The organism is Zhongshania antarctica, from assembly GCF_014202945.1.
Taxonomy (GTDB): domain Bacteria; phylum Pseudomonadota; class Gammaproteobacteria; order Pseudomonadales; family Spongiibacteraceae; genus Spongiibacter; species Spongiibacter antarcticus.
On the sequence record NZ_JACHHW010000002.1, the window covers coordinates 430,514 to 453,071 of the forward strand.

Genomic DNA, 22,558 nt, shown 5'->3' on the forward strand with positions numbered 1-22,558 from the left:
TTACTGAGCTATTTTCCTAGTCGAACCAGTCAAGCGTTTCGTCTGACGCATCGTCTTGTCCGGCGACCACCTCATCAACACACACAATAATAATAGAAATATTATCTTTACCACCGGCCATATTGGCCAATTTCAGCAGCAACATTGCGGCGGTTTCAGGCTCCTGCCCGTGTTTGCTCAACACCTTGCTGATTTCAGTATCATCGAGCATACCGCTCAAACCATCGGAACACAGCAAATAGAGATCCTGACTGCGAACCAGTTCTTCTAATAAATCTACCTCAAGTTCCTCAAGCAAACCAAGCGCGCGGGTGATGACATTTTTGTTTTTGGCATTGCGGGCTTCTTCTTCGGTATACAGCTTGCGGGTCAGCCATTCCTGCACCAAGGTGTGGTCGGTAGTAAGCTGATCCAAAAACCCCTCACGAAACCGATATAAGCGCGAGTCCCCGACATGGGCGATGGCCACTCGGTTAGCCGTAAATTGCATGGCCACCACCGTGGTACCCATGCCTTGACGGGCCTCATCTTGTTTCGCAGCGTCGAGTATCGCCGCATTAGCAACAATAACCGCATCGCGAAGATGCAAGGTCTGAGGAGAGTACACCGCGTTTTCGGCGCTAGGCGCCGGACAATCAGCAAAGGACAGGTGATGCGCAATTTCATCAATGGCAATGGCGCTGGCGACCTCACCCGCGTTGTGGCCACCCATACCATCGGCAACCACCATATAGCCTTGGTCTATGGCTAGACCGATAGCATCTTCATTATGCTCGCGCACTTGACCTATATCAGTAATGCCAAAAGCACGAAAACGTATATTCTCATCCATGAACTTGCGCCAAAGCTCTACATTATTAAGAACTGAGTATAGTCACTGCTTTTTAGCGCGGTCAATGTCGGTACTAAAAACGCGCTGCCAAGGAGCGGTAGGCCGCGCTCTTTATCGAATACACTAGGGCTGAAGCTGATCAACTGGGCAGCTATCAGACGGTATATTCGGATCGACCACACACTCAAAATAAGGCACGGTTTCATTATAAGTGCCGTCGAGCATCTTACGCATATTTTCAAATGCCACTCGCATTACAGGATGATAAGCCTGTGCTTCAGAGCCATGACCCGCCAAATTCAAGTAGGGGTCTGCATCTCCCAAGCCTAAGGTGCCAGTGCCAGTTGAGCCCGGATCTTGGAAGGGCGGAATACCCACAATGGTGAAGAACTGCGTAGGAATACCCGCGGTGGTCAGGCCCGAGGCCATTACTCGTCCCTGATTATGCGGCACTAAACCGTCATTAATCGCATGCACCACTGTCGCGGCCCGCAAACCAGCCAATTTCATTTCCGCCGCTTGGTAGGCTGGCGAGCGCCGCTCATAAGCCAAGGGACAAATAAGGGGATTGCCGCCGGTTTCACGCTCAATACCTGCCTGCGCCTGCGCGGCCGTTTCCGATATCGAGGCTGCCGCCGTCGCTTCGGCATACGTTTCAATCAGCTGACTCACGCCTTCTACATCCAGCCAGTAATCGTAGAGTGAGCTGCCATCTGCCGTCACCGCTGTCGATTCCACTATCGCCGTACCCGAGATTGAGCCACCCATCGACACCCCGAACATATAAACGGTTTCAATACTGGGAAACTTGTTCATGGCGTGCAATGTCGCCGCAATCGTATCGTGGGCGCCACGCAGGGTAGGAAAACCTAAATTATCGCGGTAGTCAGTGGTGACGAAGGCGACATTACCCGGATTATTTTCAAACGAGCGCGCGAGGCGAATCTCCCTCAACATATGCGGCAGCCAACTTTTGCGAACCGTGTGGCCAATACCGTGGGCAAACACCACCAAACGCGTGGGTAGCTCACCTTTCTTATAAACCAACAGGCCTTCAGGTAATGGCAGATTTGACGCTGTATCCGGCACGCACAAGGGGTTAATATCCATGGGTCCGGCAATATTGAAAGCGGCCAAGTCCACCGCCGCGTTAGTCGTAAATGTTTCAGTAACATAACTCGCCGAGGACGAGGAGCTCGAGGAAGAGCTCGACGAAGAACCACCGCAGGCAGCAAGTGTGGCAATAAGACCTAGAACAAGAATATGAGGATATTTCATTGATTCACCCATGTAAGAAACCGACCTGACTCCCCGGCCAAGAATTTGCCATATAGAGTCAGCGTAACAACGCATTTATTAATATTTGTGCAGCATGTTTGCCTTGATAACATAACTTGTCAATCTCCGGTATTGTGGATTACTCGCATATCAACAGTTAGACCGATCAAAAAACCCCTAATAGGAAGAACAATATGGGCTTTTACGAAAATAGAATACTTCCCTTTGTTATCGACAAAGCCTGCTCAATGGCGCCAATTATGGCGCTCCGTGAAAAAATCGTGCCGCTGGCAAGTGGGGTGGTACTAGAGGTAGGCATGGGCAGTGGTATTAACCTCGCGCTGTATCAAGCAGACAATATCGACTTTATTTGGGGGCTTGAACCCTCCGAAGGTATGCGTAAAAAAGCCCGTGCCAACCTTAAAAATACCAATCTCAAAGTGAAGTGGCTCAATTTAAACGGCGAAGACATTTCGCTAGACGACAATAGTGTCGACACCGTATTACTCACCTACACCCTGTGCACCATCCCCGACTGGCAGCAGGCCCTGCAGCAAATGCGACGGGTACTAAAGCCCGGTGGCAAATTACTATTTTGTGAGCACGGCCTCGCGCCAGACCGCAATATTCAAAACTGGCAAAACCGCATCACGCCAGTATGGAAAAAGCTGGCGGGGGGCTGCCATCTCAACCGGCGCATTCCCGAGCTCATCACCAGCTGCGGATTTAAAATTGACAGCCTTGAGCAATGTTATGTTGACGACGCGCCACGAATAGCAGGGTATATGTATTACGGGACGGCGGTGAAAAATTAGTTGGAAGTCGGCCGTCTGCTGTCGGACAAAAACCAAAAGCAGCCATACGCTCAAGTTGCGACGTACGGCCTCGTCAGACCTCCGACTTCCGACGTCAGACGAAGCCGTGCTAAAGTAAAGCGCTATGTCGCTCCGCCACTACAATCACAGAGTAAATAGCACATGCGCAATATTCCCCTGCACTGGCAAATTGGCATCGCAATTCTTCTTGCGGTATTGGCTGGAATACTCGGCGGCGCCGACGGCGGTATAGGCGGGCTGGCTTTTATATCAGTATACGAATTTCTTGGCACCATTTTTCTAAATGCCTTAAAAATGCTCATTGTGCCGCTGGTAATGGCGTCGATTATAAGCGGCATGGCAGGCGTAGGCGGTGATAAATTAGAAAAGCTCGGCGGCAAGACCCTACTCTTTTACGCGTCTAGCAGCCTCATTGCCATACTCATTGGCTTGGCCGTGGTGAACATTATCGCGCCGGGCAGCGGTGACAACCAGGCCCTCGCCGCCACCATCAGCAGCAGCGACCCTGAATTAAGCGACACCTTGGCCAAGGTCGAAGGACGCGGCATGGCCGACGTCGTGCAAGTATTTGTGCGCATGGTGCCCACCAATGTCGTGGCCGCCGCCGCAAACGGCCAAATGCTTGGTTTGATCTTTTTCAGCCTGCTATTTGGCTTTTTTCTGGCCCGCAGTAAATCCGAACACGCCGCCACCCTAATGCATTTCTGGCAAGGGGTGATGGACATCATGACCGAAATCACCATGTGGGTGATGAAATTTGCCCCACTCGGGGTATTTGGTTTAGTGGCCAAGACCGTCGCCGCTACCGGCTTTGCGGCGTTCAAGCCCATGCTGTTATTTTTCTTTACGGCCTTGTTGGCCTTATTAATTCACGCTTTTGTGGCATTGCCACTACTGCTTCGTTACGTGGGCAGAGTTAATCCCAAAGCCCATTTTGCAGCCATGACCCCAGCGATGCTAACCGCCTTTTCCACGGCGTCTAGCTCAGCAACCCTGCCCTTAACCCTTGAGAGCATTCAAGAAAAATCCGGGGTATCGAAACGGGTAAGTGGTTTTGTCTTACCCCTTGGCGCCACCGTTAACATGGACGGCACGGCCCTGTACGAGTGTGTTGCCGCCATGTTTATCGCCCAGGTTTACGGGCTTGACTTAAGCTGGGTGCAACAATTTACGGTGGTCATTATTGCCCTGCTCACCTCCATTGGCGTGGCCGGTATACCCGCCGCGAGCTTAGTGGCCATCTCCGTGATTCTAGGTGCAATAGGACTTCCTCTTGAAGGGATTGGTTTATTACTGGTTACCGACCGCGTACTCGATATGGTGCGCACGGCGGTGAACGTGTTTAGCGACTCCTGCGCGGCGGTCATTATTGCGCGTAGTGAGGGTGAGACCACTAAGGTTGCAGCACAGGTTTAAGGTCGGAGGTCGGAGGTCGGAGGTCGGAGGTCGGAGGTCGGAGGTCGGAGAATTGCAGCCCACCCGCAATGTACTGGCTAGTTAGTTTTTGATTTTTCGACTGACACTAAAGTCTGCTTTCCGACAATCACCTTCGGCTTCCTACCATAATAAGAGAAACAACTATGAGCATACGCAAACCCATACCTCGCATTAAAAACGATAATTATTCCGAAGCCGCCGCCAAACAACGACGGGAATTTATTGAGGCCGAAACCGGCGTCAGCCTAAAACACACCGGCCATTATTCCATTGACCCAAAGGTAGTTGAGGGCAACGCCGAAAACTTTATTGGCGTGGTACAAATGCCCGTCGGAGTTGCCGGGCCGTATTTGATCAATGGCGAGCACGCCCAGGGGGTTTTCTATGTGCCCATGGCAACCACCGAAGGCACCCTGATTGCGTCGTACAGTCGCGGCATGCGCGTTATTTCTGAATCCGGTGGCGCCACCGTTACGGTAACGGGCGAATCTATGCAGCGCGCGCCGCTGTTTGAATTTGCCAGCGCCCGCGAAGCCCTGCACTTTTCCCGATGGCTTGAACAAGAACTACCCTCCATTCGCGCCCAAGCCGAAAGCACTACCGCCATTGGCAAACTGCAACACATTCAAAGCTGGGTCATTGCCAATAAATTATTCACCCGCTTTAACTACAGTACCGGTGACGCCGCCGGACAAAACATGACCGGCAAGGCCACCCATAAAGCCTGCCAATGGATACTCGGTAACTACCCCGGCGTGATTGAAAATTTCTCGCTCTCCTGCGGTATTGAAACTGACAAAAAGCACTCGCACATGAACCTTTTGCATAGTCGCGGCAAAAAGGTCGTAGCCGAAGCCACCATCAGCAAAGACGTACTAAAAGACCTGATGCGCGCAGATCCAGAGCGTATGGTACGCCTGCGTCAGCGCACGATACTCGGCGCTATTTTGGCGGGTTCAGCCTACAACGGCCCGCACTCAGCAAACGGTATTGCCTCCATGTTTATCGCGACCGGCCAAGACGAGGCCAACGTCGTGGAATCCCATACCGGCATTGCCTTTATGGACCTCACTCCGGCGGGGGATTTGTATTACTCAGTGACGCTGCCCTCCATCATCTGCGCCAGTTATGGCGGCGGCACCGGCCTACCCACCCAGCGCGAATGCTTAGAAATGATGGACTGCTACGGCCAAGACAAGGCCCGCAAATTAGCCGAAATTATTGGCGCCACGGTACTGGCTGGCGACCTTTCGCTGGCCGCCGCCATCGTTTCTGACGAATGGGTTTCCAGCCACGACCAACTCGGCCGCAACCGCCCGTAAGCAAAGAGCAACGCCATGACCACAAGCACAGCCAACACCGGCCCTTTACAGGGTATTCGCATATTAGAGTTGGGCCAGCTCATCGCGGGACCTTTCACTACCGCCATGCTCGCCTACTTTGGTGCCGAGGTAATTAAAATCGAAGCCCCCGGTATTGGCGACCCCATTCGCCGCTGGCGCAGCATGAAGGGCGACACCTCGCTATGGTGGTATAGCATTGGCCGCAACAAAAAGTCGGTAACCGTCGATTTGCGCCACCCCGACGGCCAAGCCATTGTTCGCGACCTCGCTAAACAGTGCGATGTACTGGTGGAGAATTTTCGCCCCGGTGTTATGGAAGCCTGGCAGCTCGGGCCCGACGACTTAAAAGCCGATAACCCCGATTTGGTTTACACCCGTATTTCCGGTTACGGCCAAACCGGCCCCTATGCCGACAAGCCCGGCTTTGCCTCGGTATGCGAAGGCATTAGCGGCTTTCGCCACTTAAATGGTTTTCCCGGTGAAGCCCCGGTGAGACCCAACCTCAGCCTGGGTGATAGCATCGCCTCGCTGCACGCCATCATCGGCATTTTAATGGCCCTTAACGCGCGCGAGCGCGGCCTACACAAAGGGCAGGTCGTCGACGTAGCGCTCTATGAAACCATGTTCAATATGCTGGAGTCCGTCGTACCCGAATACGCAGAAGAAGGTATTATTCGGCAAGCCTCTGGCACCACCCTCACCGGCATTGTGCCCACCAATACCTACCGCTGTAGCGACGACAAATACGTGATTATTGGCGGCAATGGCGACTCCATTTTCAAGCGCCTAATGAACGCCATTGGCCGCGATGATTTTGCCAAGGACCCAGCCATGAGTGACAACGCCGGACGCGTTATTCACCAAGAAAAAATCGACACCGCAATTGCCGATTGGTGTGCCACCCACACCATTCAATCCGCTATCGAGCAATTAGAAGCAGTGCGGGTACCCGCTGGGCCAATTTACAATGCCCAAGACATGGCCGAAGACCCACACTTTCAAGCGCGAGATTTGTTTGAAAAAGTTGAGGTAAACGGCGATACCCTAACTATTCCAGGCATGGCGCCAAAATTAGTCGGTACACCCGGCAGCACACAATGGCCTGGACCAAGCTTGGGGCAGCATACCGACGAGGTTTTAAGCCAATTATTGGCGTTTAACGAAGAGCGCATAACAGCGCTTAAAGAAGACGCGGTAATTTAAGCGCCGTGCTAACACGGCGCTTAACAACAGTCGCGTATGCTTAACTCAGATCAAAGCGATCGGCATTCATCACTTTATTCCACGCCGCAACAAAGTCCTGCACAAAGCGCACTTGGGAGTCGCTGCTGGCATACACTTCTGCGGTAGAACGCAGCTGGGAGTTAGAGCCAAACACCAAATCCACCCGGCTCGCCGTCCACTTCACTTTTCCGGTATTGCGATCGCTTCCTTCAAACACATCCGGCTCGCCAGTTGGCTTCCAGCTAGTGTTTATATCCAGCAAATTCACAAAGAAGTCGTTACTCAATGTTTCCGCTGCGCTACTTAAGACGCCGTGCTGACTTTGCCCAACATTGGCGTTTAAGACCCGCATACCGCCAACAAGTACGGTCATTTCAGGCGCGCTCAAATTCAGCAATTGCGCCTTGTCGATTAGCAGTTCTTCCGCGCTTACGCTGTACTGCTGTTTTAGGTAATTGCGGAAGCCATCGGCAATTGGCTCTAGGGCAGCAAAAGCCTCTACGTCGGTTTGCGCCTGGCTTGCATCTGTACGACCCGGTATAAAATCTACCTCAATCGCGTGGCCCGCACGTTTGGCCGCAAGCTCAATGGCTGCAGCGCCGCCCAGTACAATTAAATCCGCCAAAGACACTTTTTTATTGCCAGGCTGGGCGGCGTTAAACACCTTCTGCACAGCCTCTAATTGCGACAATACCTTGGCCAATTGCTTAGGCTGGTTCACCGCCCAGTCCTTTTGTGGCGCTAGGCGAATCCGCGCGCCATTGGCACCGCCGCGCATGTCGGAGCCGCGGAACGTTGAAGCCGAGGCCCAAGCCGTCGCCACCAATTCTGCCACCGACAAGTCGGTTGCGAGAATGGACTTTTTGAGGGCGACAATATCGTCACTATTAATAAGGTCATGGTCTACAGCAGGCACCGGATCTTGCCAAATCAGCTCCTCGGTAGGTACTTCCGGCCCAAGGTAACGCGCTACCGGCCCCATGTCGCGGTGGGTTAATTTAAACCATGCCCGCGCAAAAGCATCGGCGAACTCCGCCGGATTGGCGTGAAAACGCTTAGAAATTCTATTGTATTCAGGGTCTTCCCGCAGCGCCAAATCAGCGGTCGACATCATGGGTGCATGGCGCTTGCTTGGGTCGTGGGCATCAGGCACGGTATTTTTGGCGGCATCACCTTTTGGTGTCCACTGCTGGGCCCCGGCTGGGCTTTTGGTCAGCTCCCATTCGTTGCCAAACAAGGTATCAAAATAGCTATTGTCCCAAGTGATTGGTGTTGCGGTCCACGCGCCTTCTAAACCACTGGTAATGGTGTCGCCCGCTTTGCCGCTACCAAAGCTATTTATCCAACCTAAACCCTGTTCTTCAATATTGGCCGCTTCTGGCTCTGGGCCAACATGGGCGGTATCGCCTGCGCCGTGGGTTTTACCGAAGGTATGGCCGCCCGCAACCAGTGCCACCGTTTCTTCGTCGTCCATGGCCATACGCGCAAACGTCTCGCGAATATCCCGCGCCGAGCCGAGGGGATCAGGCTCGCCATTGGGCCCTTCTGGGTTGACATAAATCAAACCCATTTGTACCGCGGCCAAAGGATTATCCAGCTCGCGATCTCCGCTGTAGCGCTTATCGCCCAACCATTCACGCTCTGCACCCCAGCTAATATCTTCCTCTGGTTCCCAAATATCGGCGCGACCACCGGCAAAACCAAAGGTTTTAAAGCCCATCGACTCCAGCGCGACATTACCGGCCAAAATCATTAAATCGGCCCAGGAGATTTTGCTGCCGTATTTTTGTTTGATCGGCCACAGCAGTCTGCGGGCCTTATCAAGATTGCCATTGTCTGGCCAACTATTGAGGGGCGCAAAGCGCTGCGAGCCAGCACCGGCACCACCGCGACCGTCGCCAATGCGATAGGTACCGGCACTGTGCCACGCCATACGAATAAAAAATGGGCCGTAATGCCCGTAATCCGCTGGCCACCAATCTTGGGAGTCCGTCATCAGCGTCGTGAGGTCATTCTTCAACGCGGCTAAATCGAGCTTGTTAAATTCCTCAGCATAGTCAAAATCGCCCCCCATCGGGTTGCTCTTAGTCGAATGCTGGTGAAGAATCTTGAGGTTTAATTGATTGGGCCACCAATCTTGGTTTGCGGTACTTTGTCCGCCAACTTTTGTCTGGGAGCCGTGCATAACCGGACATTTTCCGCCGCTACCATCATTTTTATTCGCGCTCATAACTCTCTCCAATGTAACTGTGTCGATCTAGATTGATAGACTGCTTTAATTATCTTCGGTGCTTACTTGTGCATGACACCACCATAGCAATGACGATTAATAGTTTAAAATCGTATATTTAGATTAGACCGATAGCTTTACTGTATCGAAGTCCAGAAATTATTCGTCATCATCCGCGCAGCCACCCTTATACTAGACTACGCTGAGCAAAGCGTCGGTGCCAAATAGCGCCTAAGCAGCCCAGTAGCCTCGTCACTGGTCTTGATATAGCATTCTAAAGTGCCTGCATGACACTAATGCCTGTTCGGCAGGCCACAAGCCAAGTCCCAATTAACAACTTAGTGTACGGATACCGCTAAAGGATAGACCATGGAGTTAGGAAAAAGCCTTCGGATCACCCGCAAGCTGCGCGGACACAAACTGCTGTGGACTAATCTTACGCAAGTGCGCGACATTCAATTTGACTCCTTTTCACCGGCCCTCTACCCGAGTATGTGCGACGTCCACTGGCAGCAAGGAGAGGCGTAAAGATGGACCCAATAATACTTGGTGAAAAATACGACAACATCGCTCAGTGGTGGCATAAGCAACATAGCGATTCACGCTACGGCCTAGCGCAATTTGAAAAAGCGATTGGCTTTCGCGCTGCTGGCGGCAAGGCGCTGGATGTTGGCTGCGGCGCCGGAGGACGGTTTATTCGTATTCTTCACCAGAAGAATTATTCAGTGACCGGTTTAGATATATCTGCGGAAATGATCGCGCTCGCACAAGCAAATCATCCTCAGCATAATTTTATACACAGTGATATTTGTAACTGGGAAAGCGATGAGAACTTTGATTTTATTCTTGCTTGGGACAGCCTATTTCACCTGCCTTTTAATATGCAAAAGCCAGTGCTCAAAAAGCTTTGTCAAAAGCTAAACCACAACGGTGTACTCATTTATAGCTTTGGCGACGACTACGGTGAGCATAGCGACCAATGGCATAACGACACTTTTTATTACAGCTCTATTGGCCTGCGTGAAAACTGCCAATTACTGCTAAATATGGGACTGTCGATTTTGCATCTCGAATTGGATCAGTTTCCAGAAAAGCACGCTTATATCATCGCTCAAAAACGTTAAGCGCATTTCTCAATCTAGGTTTAAGATTGCAGCCAGTTTTCAGCAAGTTCAATATCTTTAAAATCAAAAGCCTTTATTTCTAAATTTCGAAAAAACTTACCTTCTAATTCACTGATTTTTTTCAACCACTTTTTATCGCTCAATACGGCAATGCGCTTAAATTTTTTCATCAATTTTAGCAGCGTTGGCATACGCGATAGCTCATGTGCCATTGCCGCCAGTGACGGAAACTGAAAATCTTCGATACGATATAGCATGACACCGTCTTCAATGTTTTCTGACTCTTTCAGCAAATCGTCGAACGCCTTTTTCATGACGTTAGCATCTATTTTGCCATTGAGAACGATATCGATACGGTTGCCAGCACTATGAATAACTTCAAGCATATTGGCTCCAAAGAAATTGTCTTATAAAGCTAAAACCCGTGGCACGCACATTAGCATTACACCAACCACAACCACAGTAATAGCACTACTAAACACATAAGGATAGAGCATTAAAGCAATGCCGGTATACAACACCACCTTATTGCCCTGTTTTCGGCCATAGACAAAGTAACCCAAACCGATAGAGCTAAATAATAAGCTCCATAACAGCATAGCCTCGCTGCTCATTAACACTCACCTCTGCATCTTTTCTTAACTTTAGGGCAAAAATGCAGGTTTGTCATAGTTATACCAGGTCAGCGCGGTATCGCGGATTTCCTTGCACACATGTAGTTCGAGACGATTAAAATTAACCCCCGGCACCACCCCGCTCGACGCGCTTAAACGCAATAATTTCTTGCCGTTCACGGCCCTACCCTCAACCTTGTCTAAATACACCGAAACCCCAAACTTCGAGTGCAACATAGCGCTGACGCAAGACGCCGGGAACACCAGTGGAAAAGCCAGCGCTGCCGCTTCGTCATTATCAGCACTTATATGCTGACTCACATCAATCTCAAGTGCTGCACTCTCAGTAATAGCACTTATTGGCTCCGCCAACTGAATAAGTGTAGTCGCATCAAGTAGATCGATTGCTTTTGGCGTCAATAAACTCGCTCCGCCAAAGAAAAGTATTTTTAATAACGTAATCATACGTCGTGCCATCCCTGTGAAATACCTATAAAACTCAACGTCTTTCCTTCTCCAGCAAACCCAGCTTGCGATAAAGCGATCGCAAACTAATTCCCGCTATTTTTGCAACCAGGCTTTTATCGCCCTGACAATGCTCAAGTAAATCATTGAGATAACGCGCTTGCTGCGTTTTTAAATCGGGCCACTGTCCGGCCTGATCAACAGCCTGCAATGGCGCTGCATCCAGCAAACACCGCGCCAGAATGTTCACATCAATAATATTCGAGTGCGCGAAGATTGTCGCCCGCTCTAACACATTGCGTAATTCCCGAACATTACCTGCAAAGTGGCAGCCACTGAGTAATTTAATGCCAGAGTCCGTAAGACGGTAATTTTCGTCTGGGCTGAGCTTACCGAGAATGGATTTAGCAATAATACCCACGTCTTCGCAGCGCTCTCGCAATGGCGGCAACACAATGGGAAAGGCGTTAATGCGGTAATAGAGATCTTCCCGGAACGCCCCGCAGGCGACCTGCTCTTTTAGATTTTTGTGGGTGGCGCAAATCAAACGAAATTGGGCGCGCTTGAGCTGGGTGCTGCCCACGGCGCGATAGCTGCCGGTCTCGATCAAGCGCAGCAGTTTAACCTGCATGCCCAGTGGCACGTCACCGATTTCGTCCAGAAACAAGATGCCACCTTCGGCATTTTCCAGCAAGCCCGGCTTATTGCTAACCGCGCCGGTAAAGGCGCCCTTCACATGACCAAATAGCTCGCTCTCAAACAAGGTCTCGGTGAGGCCTGCGCATTCCACCGTCACCATAAGATGCTTATGACGGGGGCTGGCCTGGTGAATTGCCTTAGCGGCCAACTCCTTGCCCGTGCCCGACTCGCCCATGAGGAGCACTGAGGTATCGCGGCTGGCAACGAGGTTAATCATATCAACCAAATGATTAAACGCGGGGCTCCGCCCCACCATTTGTTGGGTGCTAAATTCAGCGCTGGCAATGGAGACAGGCTTTAAAATTTCGACAAAATACTTTAACTCACCGTCGTCGCCGCGAATCGGCAGCATTTCAACGTCGACATGCTCTTTTCCCCGCGGTGTACTGTGAATATGCAGCACACGCTCTTTGGCACCAGAGCTTTTACAGGCAAGCAGCGGACAGCTTTCACCCGCTTGGTCACAGGGCACCCGGTAACCGTGGGAAACTTCATAGCAATGGGCGCCACGATCAACCTCAATCTCGCCAAAGGTTTCGCGGTAGCGCTCATTTGTCGCCAGAATTTCATAATTTGCCGACACTAAAATCGCGGGATCACTATAGCCGTCCAGCATTCGCGCCAAGCCTTGGTCGGTGTCGCTTGCAATCAATTGCATGGTTTTTGCCAAAATTGTCAAAGTGATTGCCAATAATGACAACAAAGCGCATGGTTATCGAGCCCATTCTTGACTCGCCACGCACGATAAAACAAATAAAGCTTATAAAACAGCAGCTTAAACGCGGACAGTAGGTACTCACTGCCGTGGCATAGCTATTGCTCATTATGTACACAGGGCCATAATCGTAATCCACTCGCAAGTCTTGGTAATAGCATATCTTTTGGGAGCGCAGGCATGAGTTTCGACCCCTTTGTACTTGCACGCATTCAGTTTGCCACCAATATGAGTTTTCATATTCTCTTTCCCGCCATATCTATTGGCCTTGCGTGGATCCTGCTGTTTTTTCGCTTGCGCTACACCCTAACTGGTGACAAAGCTTGGGAATACGCCTATTTGTTTTGGGTAAAGGTCTTCGCCCTCACCTTTGCGATGGGCGTGGTATCTGGTATTACCATGAGCTTTCAGTTTGGCACCAATTGGCCAGGGTTTATGGAAAAGGCCGGTAACGTCGCAGGCCCGCTGCTCGGTTACGAGGTGCTGACTGCCTTCTTTTTAGAAGCCTCCTTCCTCGGCATTATGTTGTTTGGCAAAGATCGCGTATCCAACCGTCTGCATTTAATCAGTACCTTTTTAGTCGCCTTTGGCACCACCTTGTCGGCGTTCTGGATCCTCAGCCTAAACTCCTGGATGCAAACCCCAACCGGCTATCATTTAGAAGACGGCGTGGTGATGGTCGACAGCTGGATAGAGGTGATTTTCAACCCCTCCTTTCCCTACCGTTTCTTCCACATGCTCATTGCCTCAGTACTCACCAGCGCCTTTTTAGTGGCGGGGGTCAGTGCCTGGCGGGCACTGAAAAACGTTGATGGCCCAGCAACGTGGAAGGTAATGAAAACCGGTGTCATCATTGCCGCCGTATTAGCGCCTTTACAGATTTTTATCGGCGATCTTCACGGCCTTAACACCCTAGAACATCAGCCCGCTAAAATAGCCGCGATGGAGGCTATTTGGGACACCGAAGAAGCTGTGCCTTTTACCGTGTTCGCCCTGCCCGACGAAACCACCCGGAGTAACCGTTTTGCCATAGAGGTGCCCTACGCTGCCAGCTTAATTTTAACCCATGACCGCCACGGCCAAGTGCAGGGTTTGAACGACTTTAAAGGCGAGCATCCACCGGTTGCCATGGTATTTTGGTCCTTTCGCGTTATGCTCGCCATGGGCGGCTTAATGCTACTCACTGCCTGGATCAGCGCCTGGCAATTTCGCGGCCAACATCGGCCCAGCAAAACGATACTCCACCTTTTATCTGCAATGGCATTCTCTGGCTGGATCGCGGTTCTCTCCGGTTGGTATGTGACTGAAATCGGCCGCCAGCCGTGGATAGTCACTGGCGTTTTAACGGTGAACGACGTCGCCGCCGATCACAGCAGCGCCACCCTCGCCGGTACCTTATTTGGCTATGTCGCGCTTTATGTGTTTCTGTTGGGCTCCTATATTGCCGCCCTGCGCCACATGTCGAACAAGCCAGCGGCCTCCTTAGTAATGATGAACTTACCGAGCCGCAATCGCGCTGACGATAAGCCGCCAAAGAACAAGGAGCACTGAACAATGGAATATTGGCTACCAATTATTTATATGGGCGTAATGGGCTTGGCGCTGCTCATTTACGTGATGCTAGACGGCTATGATCTCGGCGTTGGCTTATTACTGCCACTGGCGGAAGAAGACGAAAAAGACATGATGATCGCCTCTATTGGCCCCTTCTGGGACGCCAATGAAACCTGGATTGTGCTCGGCGTTGGCATTTTATTAATCGCATTCCCACTCGCCCACGGCATTATTCTGAGCGGCTTATATTTGCCAGTCACCATCATGCTCATGGGTTTAATGCTGCGCGGCGTGGCCTTTGACCTGCGGGTAAAAGCGGGCGACCACCATCGCGGCCGTTGGAATAAGGCTTTTTTTGCGGGGTCCTTAATAGCCTCAACAGCCCAGGGCTGGATGCTCGGCGCCTACATCACCGGCCTACAAGACAACATAACCAGCCTGTTATTTTCTGCGCTCATTGCCATGACCCTACCCGCCCTGTATTTAATATTAGGCTGCGGCTGGCTGCTAATGAAAACCGAAGGCGCATTATTAAATAAGGCTATCGCCTGGGGCCGCATGGCGATTTGGCCCATGGGGCTTGGCCTATTTATGGTCTCGGTAGCTACACCCATGGTCAGCCCGGCGATTGCCGCCAAATGGTTTACCCTGCCGTACACCATCCTGCTACTGCCAATCCCGCTGAGCTGTATTATCTGTTATGTGGCAATTTTTATTCTGTTGGGCAAACCCAACATTCTTCGCCACGGCTATGGCTGGCTAATTTACGCCGCCACTGCCGTAATTTGCGTTATGGCGAGCCTAGGCCTGGCTTACAGTATTTTCCCCGACATTATTATTGGTCAAATGACGATTTGGGACGCCGCCGCCTCGGTTAAGTCGCTACAATTTACCTTGGTCGGTGTTGTTATCACCCTGCCCGTCATTTTGTTTTATACCTTTTTTATGTACCGCATTTTTCATGGCAAAGCCACGGCGCTTTCGTATGAATAGTGTATTTGTCAAAATGATCGCAATAAAAAATCCGCGACTTGCTACTACCGGAGAATCCCAATGAGCGCCATTTCATTTACACCCAATCTACAACAAATACCGCTGGTTGTTCCCTTCTTTGACGAACCGACCAATACCTTTTCTTATGTTGTGCAAGACCCAACATCCAAGGCCTGCGCTATTATCGATTCGGTGATGGAAATAGACTACGCCGCAGGGCATTTAGACTTACAAGGTGCGGATAAGATCATTCATTATATTCGCGAACAACAACTCGATTTACAGTGGATTATTGAAACCCACGTGCACGCCGACCATTTGTCGGCAGCGCCCTATATTCAAGAAAAAATTGGCGGCAAGATCGGTATTGGCGAACACATTATTACCGTACAAGAAACCTTCGGAAAAATTTTTAACGAAGGCAGTCAATTCCAGCGCGACGGCTCTCAGTTTGACCAACTCTTTAAAGACGGCGATCAGTACGCCGTGGGCAACTTGCAGTGTCACGCATTGCACACTCCCGGTCACACCCCAGCTTGCATGACCCATATTATGGGCGACGCGGCCTTTGTGGGCGACACCTTGTTCATGCCCGACGGCGGCAGCGCCCGCGCCGATTTCCCCGGCGGCGATGCCCGGGTGCTCTACCAATCAATTCAGCGTTTACTGTCACTGCCCGATGAACTGCGTTTGTTTATGTGCCACGACTATATGCCCAATGGTCGCGACGTGGAGTATGAGACTACCGTCAAACAGCAGCGCGAGCACAATATTCACGTGCATAGCGGTATAAGCGAAGACGCGTTTGTGGCCATGCGCGAAAAACGCGATGCCACCTTGGGCATGCCCCGGCTCATTATTCCTTCACTGCAAATTAATATGCGCGCCGGACATTTGCCTGAAGCCGACAGCAATGGCACCGTGTACCTCAAAGTGCCTTTAGATACGCTGTAAATTAGCTATGCTAAACACAGCGACATTAGGCTAAGGAATACCAGTGCATAAAACGACGCTTAAATCCTACTTCCCCATTCTGAGCTGGGCAGGCGAATACAACCGCGACGTGCTATTTAGTGATTTACTCGCGGCATTAATCGTCACCATCATGCTGATTCCTCAGTCCCTCGCCTATGCACTGCTCGCGGGGCTGCCGCCGCAAATGGGTTTGTACGCGAGTATGCTGCCACTGGTCGCCTACGGTATTTTTGGCACCAGTCGCACCTTGTCGGTGGGCCCCGTCGCGGTGGTATCACTCATGACCGCCTCGGCCATTGGGCATATTGCCAGTACCGGCAGTGTGAGTTATATCGAAGCCGCCTTATTGCTGGCCTTTTTGTCGGGTGTATTCCTGCTCGGCATGGGCTTGCTGCGCATGGGCTTTTTAGCGAACTTTTTATCCCACCCCGTCATTGCCGGATTCATTACTGCCTCGGGCATTATTATTGCCTGTAGTCAGCTTAAATATATATTGGGCATCAATGCCGATGGCGAAAACCTGTTTGCCCTGCTGCACTCGCTCTCTGCCTCGGTGGCCAATACCAACTTTTATACCGTGGCAGTGGGTCTTCCCACGCTGATCTTTTTATTCTGGGTACGCAGCGGGCTAAAACCGCTGCTAGTGCGCACCGGGCTCAGCGACAAAGCCGCTACCATGTTAGCAAAGACCGGCCCCGTGCTCGGCATTATCGCCACCAGTTATGCCGCCTACTATTTTGACCTTGGCAGCAAGGGTGTCGTCTTGGTAGGTGAGGTACCAACCGGCTTACCCAGTTTTCAAATGCCCAAACTCGGCCACGACGCCTGGCGTGAACTCATGTTGTCAGCGGTGTTTATTTCCATTATCGGTTTTGTTGAGTCGGTATCGGTTGGCCACACACTGGCCGCCAAACGCCGCCAGCGCATTGTGCCAAACCAAGAACTGATCGGTCTTGGCGCCGCCAATATTGCCGCCTCATTCTCTGGCGGCTATCCGGTTACTGGCGGTTTTGCGCGCTCGGTAGTTAACTTTGACGCTGGCGCCGTCACCCCAGCGGCCGGTATGTTTACCGCGGTGGGTATTGCTGCCGCCGCTATGTATTTCACGCCTTACTTGGCCTACTTACCCAAGGCCACTTTGGCGGGCACTATTATTGTTGCGGTCTTATCACTGGTCGATTTTTCCATACTCAAAAAATCTTGGGGCTATGCGCGCAGCGACTTTATTGCCGTAGTCACCACGCTTGTAGTGACCTTGATTATGGGTGTAGAAACCGGCGTCGCCTGTGGCGTGTTTGCCTCGCTCGCCCTACACCTATACAAAACCTCAGTGCCCCACATGGCCGTGGTCGGTGAAGTACCTGGCACCGAACACTACCGCAATATTAATCGCCACAAAGTGATTACCCACAGCAATATCCTGTCGCTGCGCATTGACGAAAGCCTGTACTTTGCCAATGCCGGGTTTATCGAAGATAAAGTTTATGAATTAGTCGACGCCTGCCCAGATATTCAACACGTCATCTTAATGTGCACCGCCGTAAATGAAATTGACCTGAGCGCCTTAGAGGTACTGGAGTCTATCAACCTGCGCTTAAAAGACAGCGGCATTACCCTGCATTTGTCTGAAGTAAAGGGGCCGGTGATGGATGTACTTGCCCATACCGAGTTTATAAAACACCTCAGCGGGCAAGTATTTTTATCGCACCATCTCGGGGTGCAAAATATTGTTGCGGCGAATGCAAAGCAGAAGCCAAGTACCACACCAAGCTGGGATATTTGAGCTACCGCGAGAGGCTTCATGGGAGACGGTGAACGCAAAGACCTTGGGCGGCAAACCGAAAGACTCGCCTTTTAACTTGCGTCTGCCGCCTCCCATCCAGCGGAAAGCTTTATCCCCCTGCCAACTGCAAAACTGCCACACACAGCGCCAGACCAAAAATATACGTGCCCCCCGCACCGATTTGACGAATTGGATTTGGCCGCGACATGGTTCGCGGAAAAATAAGACCGGCAACCAATACAAAGCGGGACACGGTCACCAAAACAATCGACCACAACACCCAGCCCGCCATTTGCGACTGACTCAAAATATACATCAGCACCATAAGTACCGGCGCAAATTCAATAGTATTGGCATGAGCGCGAATATACTTATGCAAGGTATCTTTGGGATCCGTTGAGCAGCCCGAGCCCTGCTTTTGTTTTATTCGGTTCACGGTCACCGCGATGCCCATCCCAATACATAGGGCGCCCAGTAGGCCAATACACATAAGTGCAATATTCATCGTAGCGTCTCCAAATAAATAATTACCATCAACACTACACGGGCTAGCTGGCGATAAACAACGCTAGCACAATGTAATAGCCCAAAATACTTACCAAGCCTATACCAAATAGATTCAATAAGAATCCTGCGTGCATCATATCTTTAATGCGCAGTTCACCGCTGCCGAACACCACTGCATTGGGTGGCGTGGCCACCGGCATCATAAACGCGCAAGACGCGGCAATGGCGGCGGGAATAACAAATAACATAGGCGATACCGACTGCGCCACGGCCAAGGCCCCTAGCAGCGGTAAGAATGTGGCTGTGGTCGCGGTATTACTGGTGATCTCGGTTAAGAAAATAATGACTGTCACAATCGTCAGCACCACAGCAAACAGCGGCCAAGCGTTGAGCAAAGCGAAGTTTTGCGCCAGCCACTCGGCCAAACCAGAATCTTTAATCATAACTGCCAAGGCCAAGCCGCCGCCAAACAACAGTAATACCCCCCAGGGCAGTTTTTCGGCACTTTCCCAGTCGAGCAAGGCTTGGGAATCTGAGCCGCCGGAGCGCACCGTAAACAACAACACCCCCGCCGTCATTGCGATCACCGTGTCGCTAATACCTGGCACATAAGCGCCTATTAAGGGCCGAAAAATCCACGCTGCTGCGGTGGCTAAAAAGATCAACAACACCCGCGCCTCGGCGCCACTTAATGGCCCCAGCTTGTGCAACTCTGCACGCAGCAAATCGCCACTGCCTGCAGTTTCTAAACCTGCAAAGCCCTTGCGACAAAGCCACCACCAGGTAAACAACAACATAGCCAATGCCACCGGCAAGCCGATTTTCATCCACTGAGCAAAGCCGATGTTAATATCGTGGCTGTCTTTTAAATACGCCGCCAACATCGCATTGGGCGGTGTACCGATTAAGGTCGCAATACCGCCAATGCTCGCGCTGTAGGCTATGGCCAGTAACAAGGCAACCGCAAAGCGCCGACGCTCACCGTCATTGCCCGCAGGCAAAAAGCTAATCACCGACAAACCAATTGGCAGCATCATAATACTGGTCGCGGTATTGCTCACCCACATACTCAAAAACGCGGTGGCAATCATAAAGCCCGCGACCTGCCGAGTAGGCTGCTGGCCCACCGCCAGCAAAATATTCAACGCAATACGGCGATGTAGATTCCAACGCTGCATCGCCAAACCCAAGAGAAAACCACCCAAGAACAAAAATATAATGCCGTTGGCATAGGCATCCGCCAAATCTTCGACCTTAGCAATTCCCAAGACCGGCACCAAAATTAAGGGCAATAACGCCGTCGCCGGAATCGGCACCGCCTCAGTCGCCCACCATGTCGCCATCCACAGGGCAGCGCCGAGGGCCAGCCACGCTTCTGGGTTCATGCCGGCGGGTGCGGGTAGTAGCAGGGTGAAGGCCAGCATTGCCGGACCGATGATTAACGCTAGCATCGAAGGCCTTGTTGTTTTTCCACTATTCATTAAGACTCTTATCTCATTTAGGGTACTGAATTTCTAGCTCTACGGGCTTTCACAAGCGACCAGTATAGACCAGAAACTTATAGCACCTTATTGCCTGGAGAATTAACGCTACGCAGGGGCATACTGTTGTCGCCCGCATGGCAATATGGCGGTCGCTAAAAAGGCGCTTTCTATATATTAGTATTTGAATTATGGTAAGCCGCTTATTTTCAGCATGTTTAAATACATATAAGCGACGATTCAGTGATTCTCTATTATAAATAGCTGTTCTCGCCAACCCCATCGTTACATACTTTAAGCCTGCTATTTATGTGAAACATAAACACCAATGGCAGCCTAACGACTCCCGGGTGGGCATGATTTTCACAGAGGTGATATATCGTCAGTATGCTTAGACATTATCAGTTTGCATCTTACTAAATGGAGAGTGCCAGTGAACTTGGAAGAGAAAAGTGAGTATTGGTCAGAAAAGTTTATTGGCGTAGATTTTTCTGAAATAGAAATTTCTTCGAAAGAGTTCGATGGCTGCACCTTTGATAAATGCAATTTTAGCGAGGCCACATTTAAGCAATGCAACTTTGTCGACTGTGAATTTACGGGCTGCAACTTGAGCAATGTAAAAATGGAGTACAGTAAGTTTTCGGATGTTTGTTTTCGAGATTCAAAACTAATTGGCATTAATTGGACTAAAGTTTCATGGCCGCGATTAATGTTTAGTTCGCCAATTAAGTTTTACACATCAATACTCAACGACTCGTCATTTTATGGACTTTCTCTACAAGATTTAACGCTGGAGGAATGTAAGGTGCATAATGTTGACTTCCGAGACGGTGACTTTAGTAATTCCAATTTCACTTATACCGATCTATCTGGCTGTATCTTTGCCAACACGAATTTATCTGGCGCAGACTTCTCAGAGGCAACTGGCTATGATATTGACATCTACCGCAATACCATTAAAAAAGCTAAATTCACCCGTTTCGAGTCGCTTCGACTTCTTGATAGCCTTGAGATCGAACTAGTAGATTAAATAAATCATTTATAACGACCCATTTTCGTAGCATCCTGACTCTAAAAACATTAATTTAATATCAATGTGCAATATTTATGAAAAAAAGTTATGCCTGTATTGGCCTCTTCAATCCTAAGTCGCCAGAGAATATCGGATCAGTGATGCGCGCAGCTGGTTGTTATGGCGTCAATTCGGTGTTTTATACCGGCACCCGCTACGACCACGCCAAGCCCTTCTACACTGACACCCAAAAAATTTATAAGGCCATACCACTCATTGGCGTAAAGGAACTAAAAGACGTAATTCCCCTGGGTTGTGTGCCGGTTGCTGTCGAATTGATTGATGGTGCCAAGCCGCTCACCACCTACAAACACCCCGCCCAGGCGTTCTATATTTTTGGCCCAGAAGACGGCACCCTTAAGAAAGAAATCACTGAATTTTGCGAAGACGTTGTTTATATTCCCACAGAAGGCTGCATGAACTTAGCCGCCACGGTAAATGTAGTGCTCTATGACCGCCTTGCTAAAGGTGACAATTACTCCCACCATCAAGGAGTATTAACGAGTAAACATCGGCACACAAAGAAATAGTTCAAAAGTTCCAAGAAAATATTATGATAGAAAATCAGCCCTTAATCGCGGCATCACGAATAATTATATTCTAGGGGGAAGGAGCATTGGCCACATTTTCTAGACGCATAGCCCCGTATGTAAAGGCGGAGTTGCTAAAGGCAAGTCAAAACCAGCAATCTAAGGATTATGCTAAGGCCTTTACCCACCTAGAAAACGCCCATGTGCTTGGGCAAGAATCAACTTATTGGCACGTAAAAGTCCACTGCCTGATGATGCTTTGGGGAATAAGACAACAAGATGTTACAGAAACATTCGGCCAGCTTATTAGAATTATTGGCGCGGCGGCATTAACCGCCATCAATGGCGTGCCCGTCGGCAACACCGGCGGAAGCAATGTGAGTCCCATGAAATCGATGCCCATATCGCCCGAACACGCGGCGATTATCGCTAAGGTCAAAGCTAATGCATAGCCAGCTTATTTTATTACCCGTTTTGGTTCAGGTCTTACTCACCCTAGCGCTTTATGTGTCCCTAAATATTGCTAAAGTGCGAGCGGCCAAAGCCGGGCATGTTAATGAGCAACGCCGAGGTTTACATGATGACGCATGGCCAGATTACGTATTAAAGATTAATAATTGTATTCGCAACCAGTTTGAAGTTCCGGTGTTGTTCTATGTATTGGCAATTTCACTCGCAGTAATCGACGCTGTCAATTTTTCAGTGTTGACCTGTTCCTGGCTCTTTGTGTTTAGCCGCCTTGCCCACGCCTATGTCCATACCGGTTCGAATTATGTGCCAGTACGACGGAAAATATTTACCTTTAGCGTAATCATGGTGCTAGTGATGGCACTGATACTCGCTAGCTCGCTATGGCAGAGTTAATC

23 protein-coding genes are annotated in these 22,558 nt (G+C 50.5%); 14 read left to right on the forward strand and 9 right to left on the reverse strand.

Annotated elements, in window-relative coordinates:
* Positions 1-16: 16 nt before the first annotated feature.
* Both HNQ57_RS04880 and HNQ57_RS04885 read right to left on the reverse strand, forming a co-directional pair.
* A complete protein-coding gene (locus HNQ57_RS04880; RefSeq protein WP_184461479.1) occupies positions 17-832 on the reverse strand; it encodes a Stp1/IreP family PP2C-type Ser/Thr phosphatase in 816 nt (271 codons plus the stop codon).
* 123 nt (positions 833-955) lie between these two features.
* Complete coding sequence (locus HNQ57_RS04885) at positions 956-2,110, reverse strand: alpha/beta hydrolase family protein (RefSeq protein WP_184461480.1); 1,155 nt, start codon at positions 2,108-2,110, stop codon at positions 956-958.
* 194 nt (positions 2,111-2,304) lie between these two features.
* Between HNQ57_RS04885 and HNQ57_RS04890 the strand changes: the two genes are divergently transcribed.
* From HNQ57_RS04890 to HNQ57_RS04905, 4 genes are all read left to right on the forward strand, one after another.
* Positions 2,305-2,925: a class I SAM-dependent methyltransferase gene (locus tag HNQ57_RS04890; protein WP_184461481.1), complete on the forward strand. Its 621-nt coding sequence runs from the start codon at positions 2,305-2,307 to the stop codon at positions 2,923-2,925.
* 162 nt (positions 2,926-3,087) lie between these two features.
* A complete protein-coding gene (locus tag HNQ57_RS04895; protein ID WP_184461482.1) occupies positions 3,088-4,362 on the forward strand; it encodes a dicarboxylate/amino acid:cation symporter in 1,275 nt (424 codons plus the stop codon).
* A 164-nt stretch (positions 4,363-4,526) separates the two neighbouring features.
* Positions 4,527-5,705, forward strand: coding sequence for a hydroxymethylglutaryl-CoA reductase (locus HNQ57_RS04900; RefSeq protein WP_184461483.1), 1,179 nt, complete (start codon positions 4,527-4,529; stop codon positions 5,703-5,705).
* Between the two features lie 15 nt (positions 5,706-5,720).
* A complete protein-coding gene (locus HNQ57_RS04905) occupies positions 5,721-6,929 on the forward strand; it encodes a CaiB/BaiF CoA transferase family protein (RefSeq protein ID WP_184461484.1) in 1,209 nt (402 codons plus the stop codon).
* 40 nt (positions 6,930-6,969) lie between these two features.
* On the opposite strand, the gene katG is transcribed toward HNQ57_RS04905, so the two are convergent.
* The gene (gene katG, locus HNQ57_RS04910) at positions 6,970-9,180 is read right to left on the reverse strand and encodes a catalase/peroxidase HPI (RefSeq protein WP_184461485.1); all 2,211 of its coding nucleotides are present in this window, start codon (positions 9,178-9,180) and stop codon (positions 6,970-6,972) included.
* 369 nt (positions 9,181-9,549) lie between these two features.
* Between katG and HNQ57_RS04915 the strand changes: the two genes are divergently transcribed.
* Both HNQ57_RS04915 and HNQ57_RS04920 read left to right on the forward strand, forming a co-directional pair.
* The gene (locus tag HNQ57_RS04915; protein ID WP_184461486.1) at positions 9,550-9,708 is read left to right on the forward strand and encodes a hypothetical protein; all 159 of its coding nucleotides are present in this window, start codon (positions 9,550-9,552) and stop codon (positions 9,706-9,708) included.
* A gap of 2 nt (positions 9,709-9,710) precedes the next feature.
* Positions 9,711-10,304 (forward strand): class I SAM-dependent methyltransferase, encoded by a 594-nt coding sequence (locus HNQ57_RS04920; protein ID WP_184461487.1) that lies wholly within the window; start codon positions 9,711-9,713, stop codon positions 10,302-10,304.
* Positions 10,305-10,324: 20 nt separating this feature from the next.
* On the opposite strand, the gene HNQ57_RS04925 is transcribed toward HNQ57_RS04920, so the two are convergent.
* The 4 genes from HNQ57_RS04925 to HNQ57_RS04940 are packed head-to-tail and all read right to left on the reverse strand — an operon-like array spanning position 10,325 to position 12,740.
* Complete coding sequence (locus HNQ57_RS04925) at positions 10,325-10,690, reverse strand: SpoIIAA family protein (protein WP_184461488.1); 366 nt, start codon at positions 10,688-10,690, stop codon at positions 10,325-10,327.
* Positions 10,691-10,711: 21 nt separating this feature from the next.
* Positions 10,712-10,918: a hypothetical protein gene (locus tag HNQ57_RS04930; RefSeq protein ID WP_008252964.1), complete on the reverse strand. Its 207-nt coding sequence runs from the start codon at positions 10,916-10,918 to the stop codon at positions 10,712-10,714.
* Positions 10,919-10,948: 30 nt separating this feature from the next.
* The gene (locus HNQ57_RS04935; RefSeq protein WP_184461489.1) at positions 10,949-11,383 is read right to left on the reverse strand and encodes a hypothetical protein; all 435 of its coding nucleotides are present in this window, start codon (positions 11,381-11,383) and stop codon (positions 10,949-10,951) included.
* A gap of 34 nt (positions 11,384-11,417) precedes the next feature.
* Positions 11,418-12,740 (reverse strand): sigma-54 interaction domain-containing protein, encoded by a 1,323-nt coding sequence (locus tag HNQ57_RS04940; protein ID WP_184461490.1) that lies wholly within the window; start codon positions 12,738-12,740, stop codon positions 11,418-11,420.
* 237 nt (positions 12,741-12,977) lie between these two features.
* On the opposite strand from HNQ57_RS04940, the gene HNQ57_RS04945 reads away from it, so the two are divergent.
* Genes HNQ57_RS04945 through HNQ57_RS04960 form a run of 4 tightly spaced genes read left to right on the forward strand, consistent with a single transcriptional unit; the run spans position 12,978 to position 18,102 of the window.
* Positions 12,978-14,348 (forward strand): cytochrome ubiquinol oxidase subunit I, encoded by a 1,371-nt coding sequence (locus HNQ57_RS04945; RefSeq protein WP_184461491.1) that lies wholly within the window; start codon positions 12,978-12,980, stop codon positions 14,346-14,348.
* 3 nt (positions 14,349-14,351) lie between these two features.
* Positions 14,352-15,344, forward strand: coding sequence for a cytochrome d ubiquinol oxidase subunit II (locus HNQ57_RS04950; RefSeq protein ID WP_184461492.1), 993 nt, complete (start codon positions 14,352-14,354; stop codon positions 15,342-15,344).
* 60 nt (positions 15,345-15,404) lie between these two features.
* Positions 15,405-16,298, forward strand: a complete 894-nt coding sequence (locus HNQ57_RS04955; RefSeq protein WP_184461493.1) for an MBL fold metallo-hydrolase — start codon at positions 15,405-15,407, stop codon at positions 16,296-16,298.
* A gap of 43 nt (positions 16,299-16,341) precedes the next feature.
* The gene (locus HNQ57_RS04960) at positions 16,342-18,102 is read left to right on the forward strand and encodes a SulP family inorganic anion transporter (RefSeq protein ID WP_184461494.1); all 1,761 of its coding nucleotides are present in this window, start codon (positions 16,342-16,344) and stop codon (positions 18,100-18,102) included.
* Between the two features lie 109 nt (positions 18,103-18,211).
* Here the strand turns inward: HNQ57_RS04960 and HNQ57_RS04965 are convergent, their stop codons facing one another.
* Together HNQ57_RS04965 and HNQ57_RS04970 are read right to left on the reverse strand one after the other, a co-directional pair.
* Positions 18,212-18,607: an MAPEG family protein gene (locus HNQ57_RS04965; protein WP_184461495.1), complete on the reverse strand. Its 396-nt coding sequence runs from the start codon at positions 18,605-18,607 to the stop codon at positions 18,212-18,214.
* Positions 18,608-18,650: 43 nt separating this feature from the next.
* Positions 18,651-20,090, reverse strand: a complete 1,440-nt coding sequence (locus HNQ57_RS04970; RefSeq protein ID WP_184461496.1) for an SLC13 family permease — start codon at positions 20,088-20,090, stop codon at positions 18,651-18,653.
* Positions 20,091-20,523: 433 nt separating this feature from the next.
* On the opposite strand from HNQ57_RS04970, the gene HNQ57_RS04975 reads away from it, so the two are divergent.
* The 4 genes from HNQ57_RS04975 to HNQ57_RS04990 all read left to right on the forward strand — a co-directional run bounded on the left by HNQ57_RS04975 (position 20,524) and on the right by HNQ57_RS04990 (position 22,556).
* A complete protein-coding gene (locus HNQ57_RS04975; protein ID WP_184461497.1) occupies positions 20,524-21,120 on the forward strand; it encodes a pentapeptide repeat-containing protein in 597 nt (198 codons plus the stop codon).
* Between the two features lie 77 nt (positions 21,121-21,197).
* Positions 21,198-21,692: an RNA methyltransferase gene (locus HNQ57_RS04980; protein WP_184461498.1), complete on the forward strand. Its 495-nt coding sequence runs from the start codon at positions 21,198-21,200 to the stop codon at positions 21,690-21,692.
* Between the two features lie 86 nt (positions 21,693-21,778).
* Positions 21,779-22,144, forward strand: a complete 366-nt coding sequence (locus tag HNQ57_RS04985) for a DUF3703 domain-containing protein (RefSeq protein ID WP_184461499.1) — start codon at positions 21,779-21,781, stop codon at positions 22,142-22,144.
* Complete coding sequence (locus tag HNQ57_RS04990) at positions 22,137-22,556, forward strand: MAPEG family protein (protein ID WP_184461500.1); 420 nt, start codon at positions 22,137-22,139, stop codon at positions 22,554-22,556. Before HNQ57_RS04985 ends, HNQ57_RS04990 begins: the two co-directional genes overlap by 8 nt.
* Positions 22,557-22,558 lie beyond the last annotated feature (2 nt).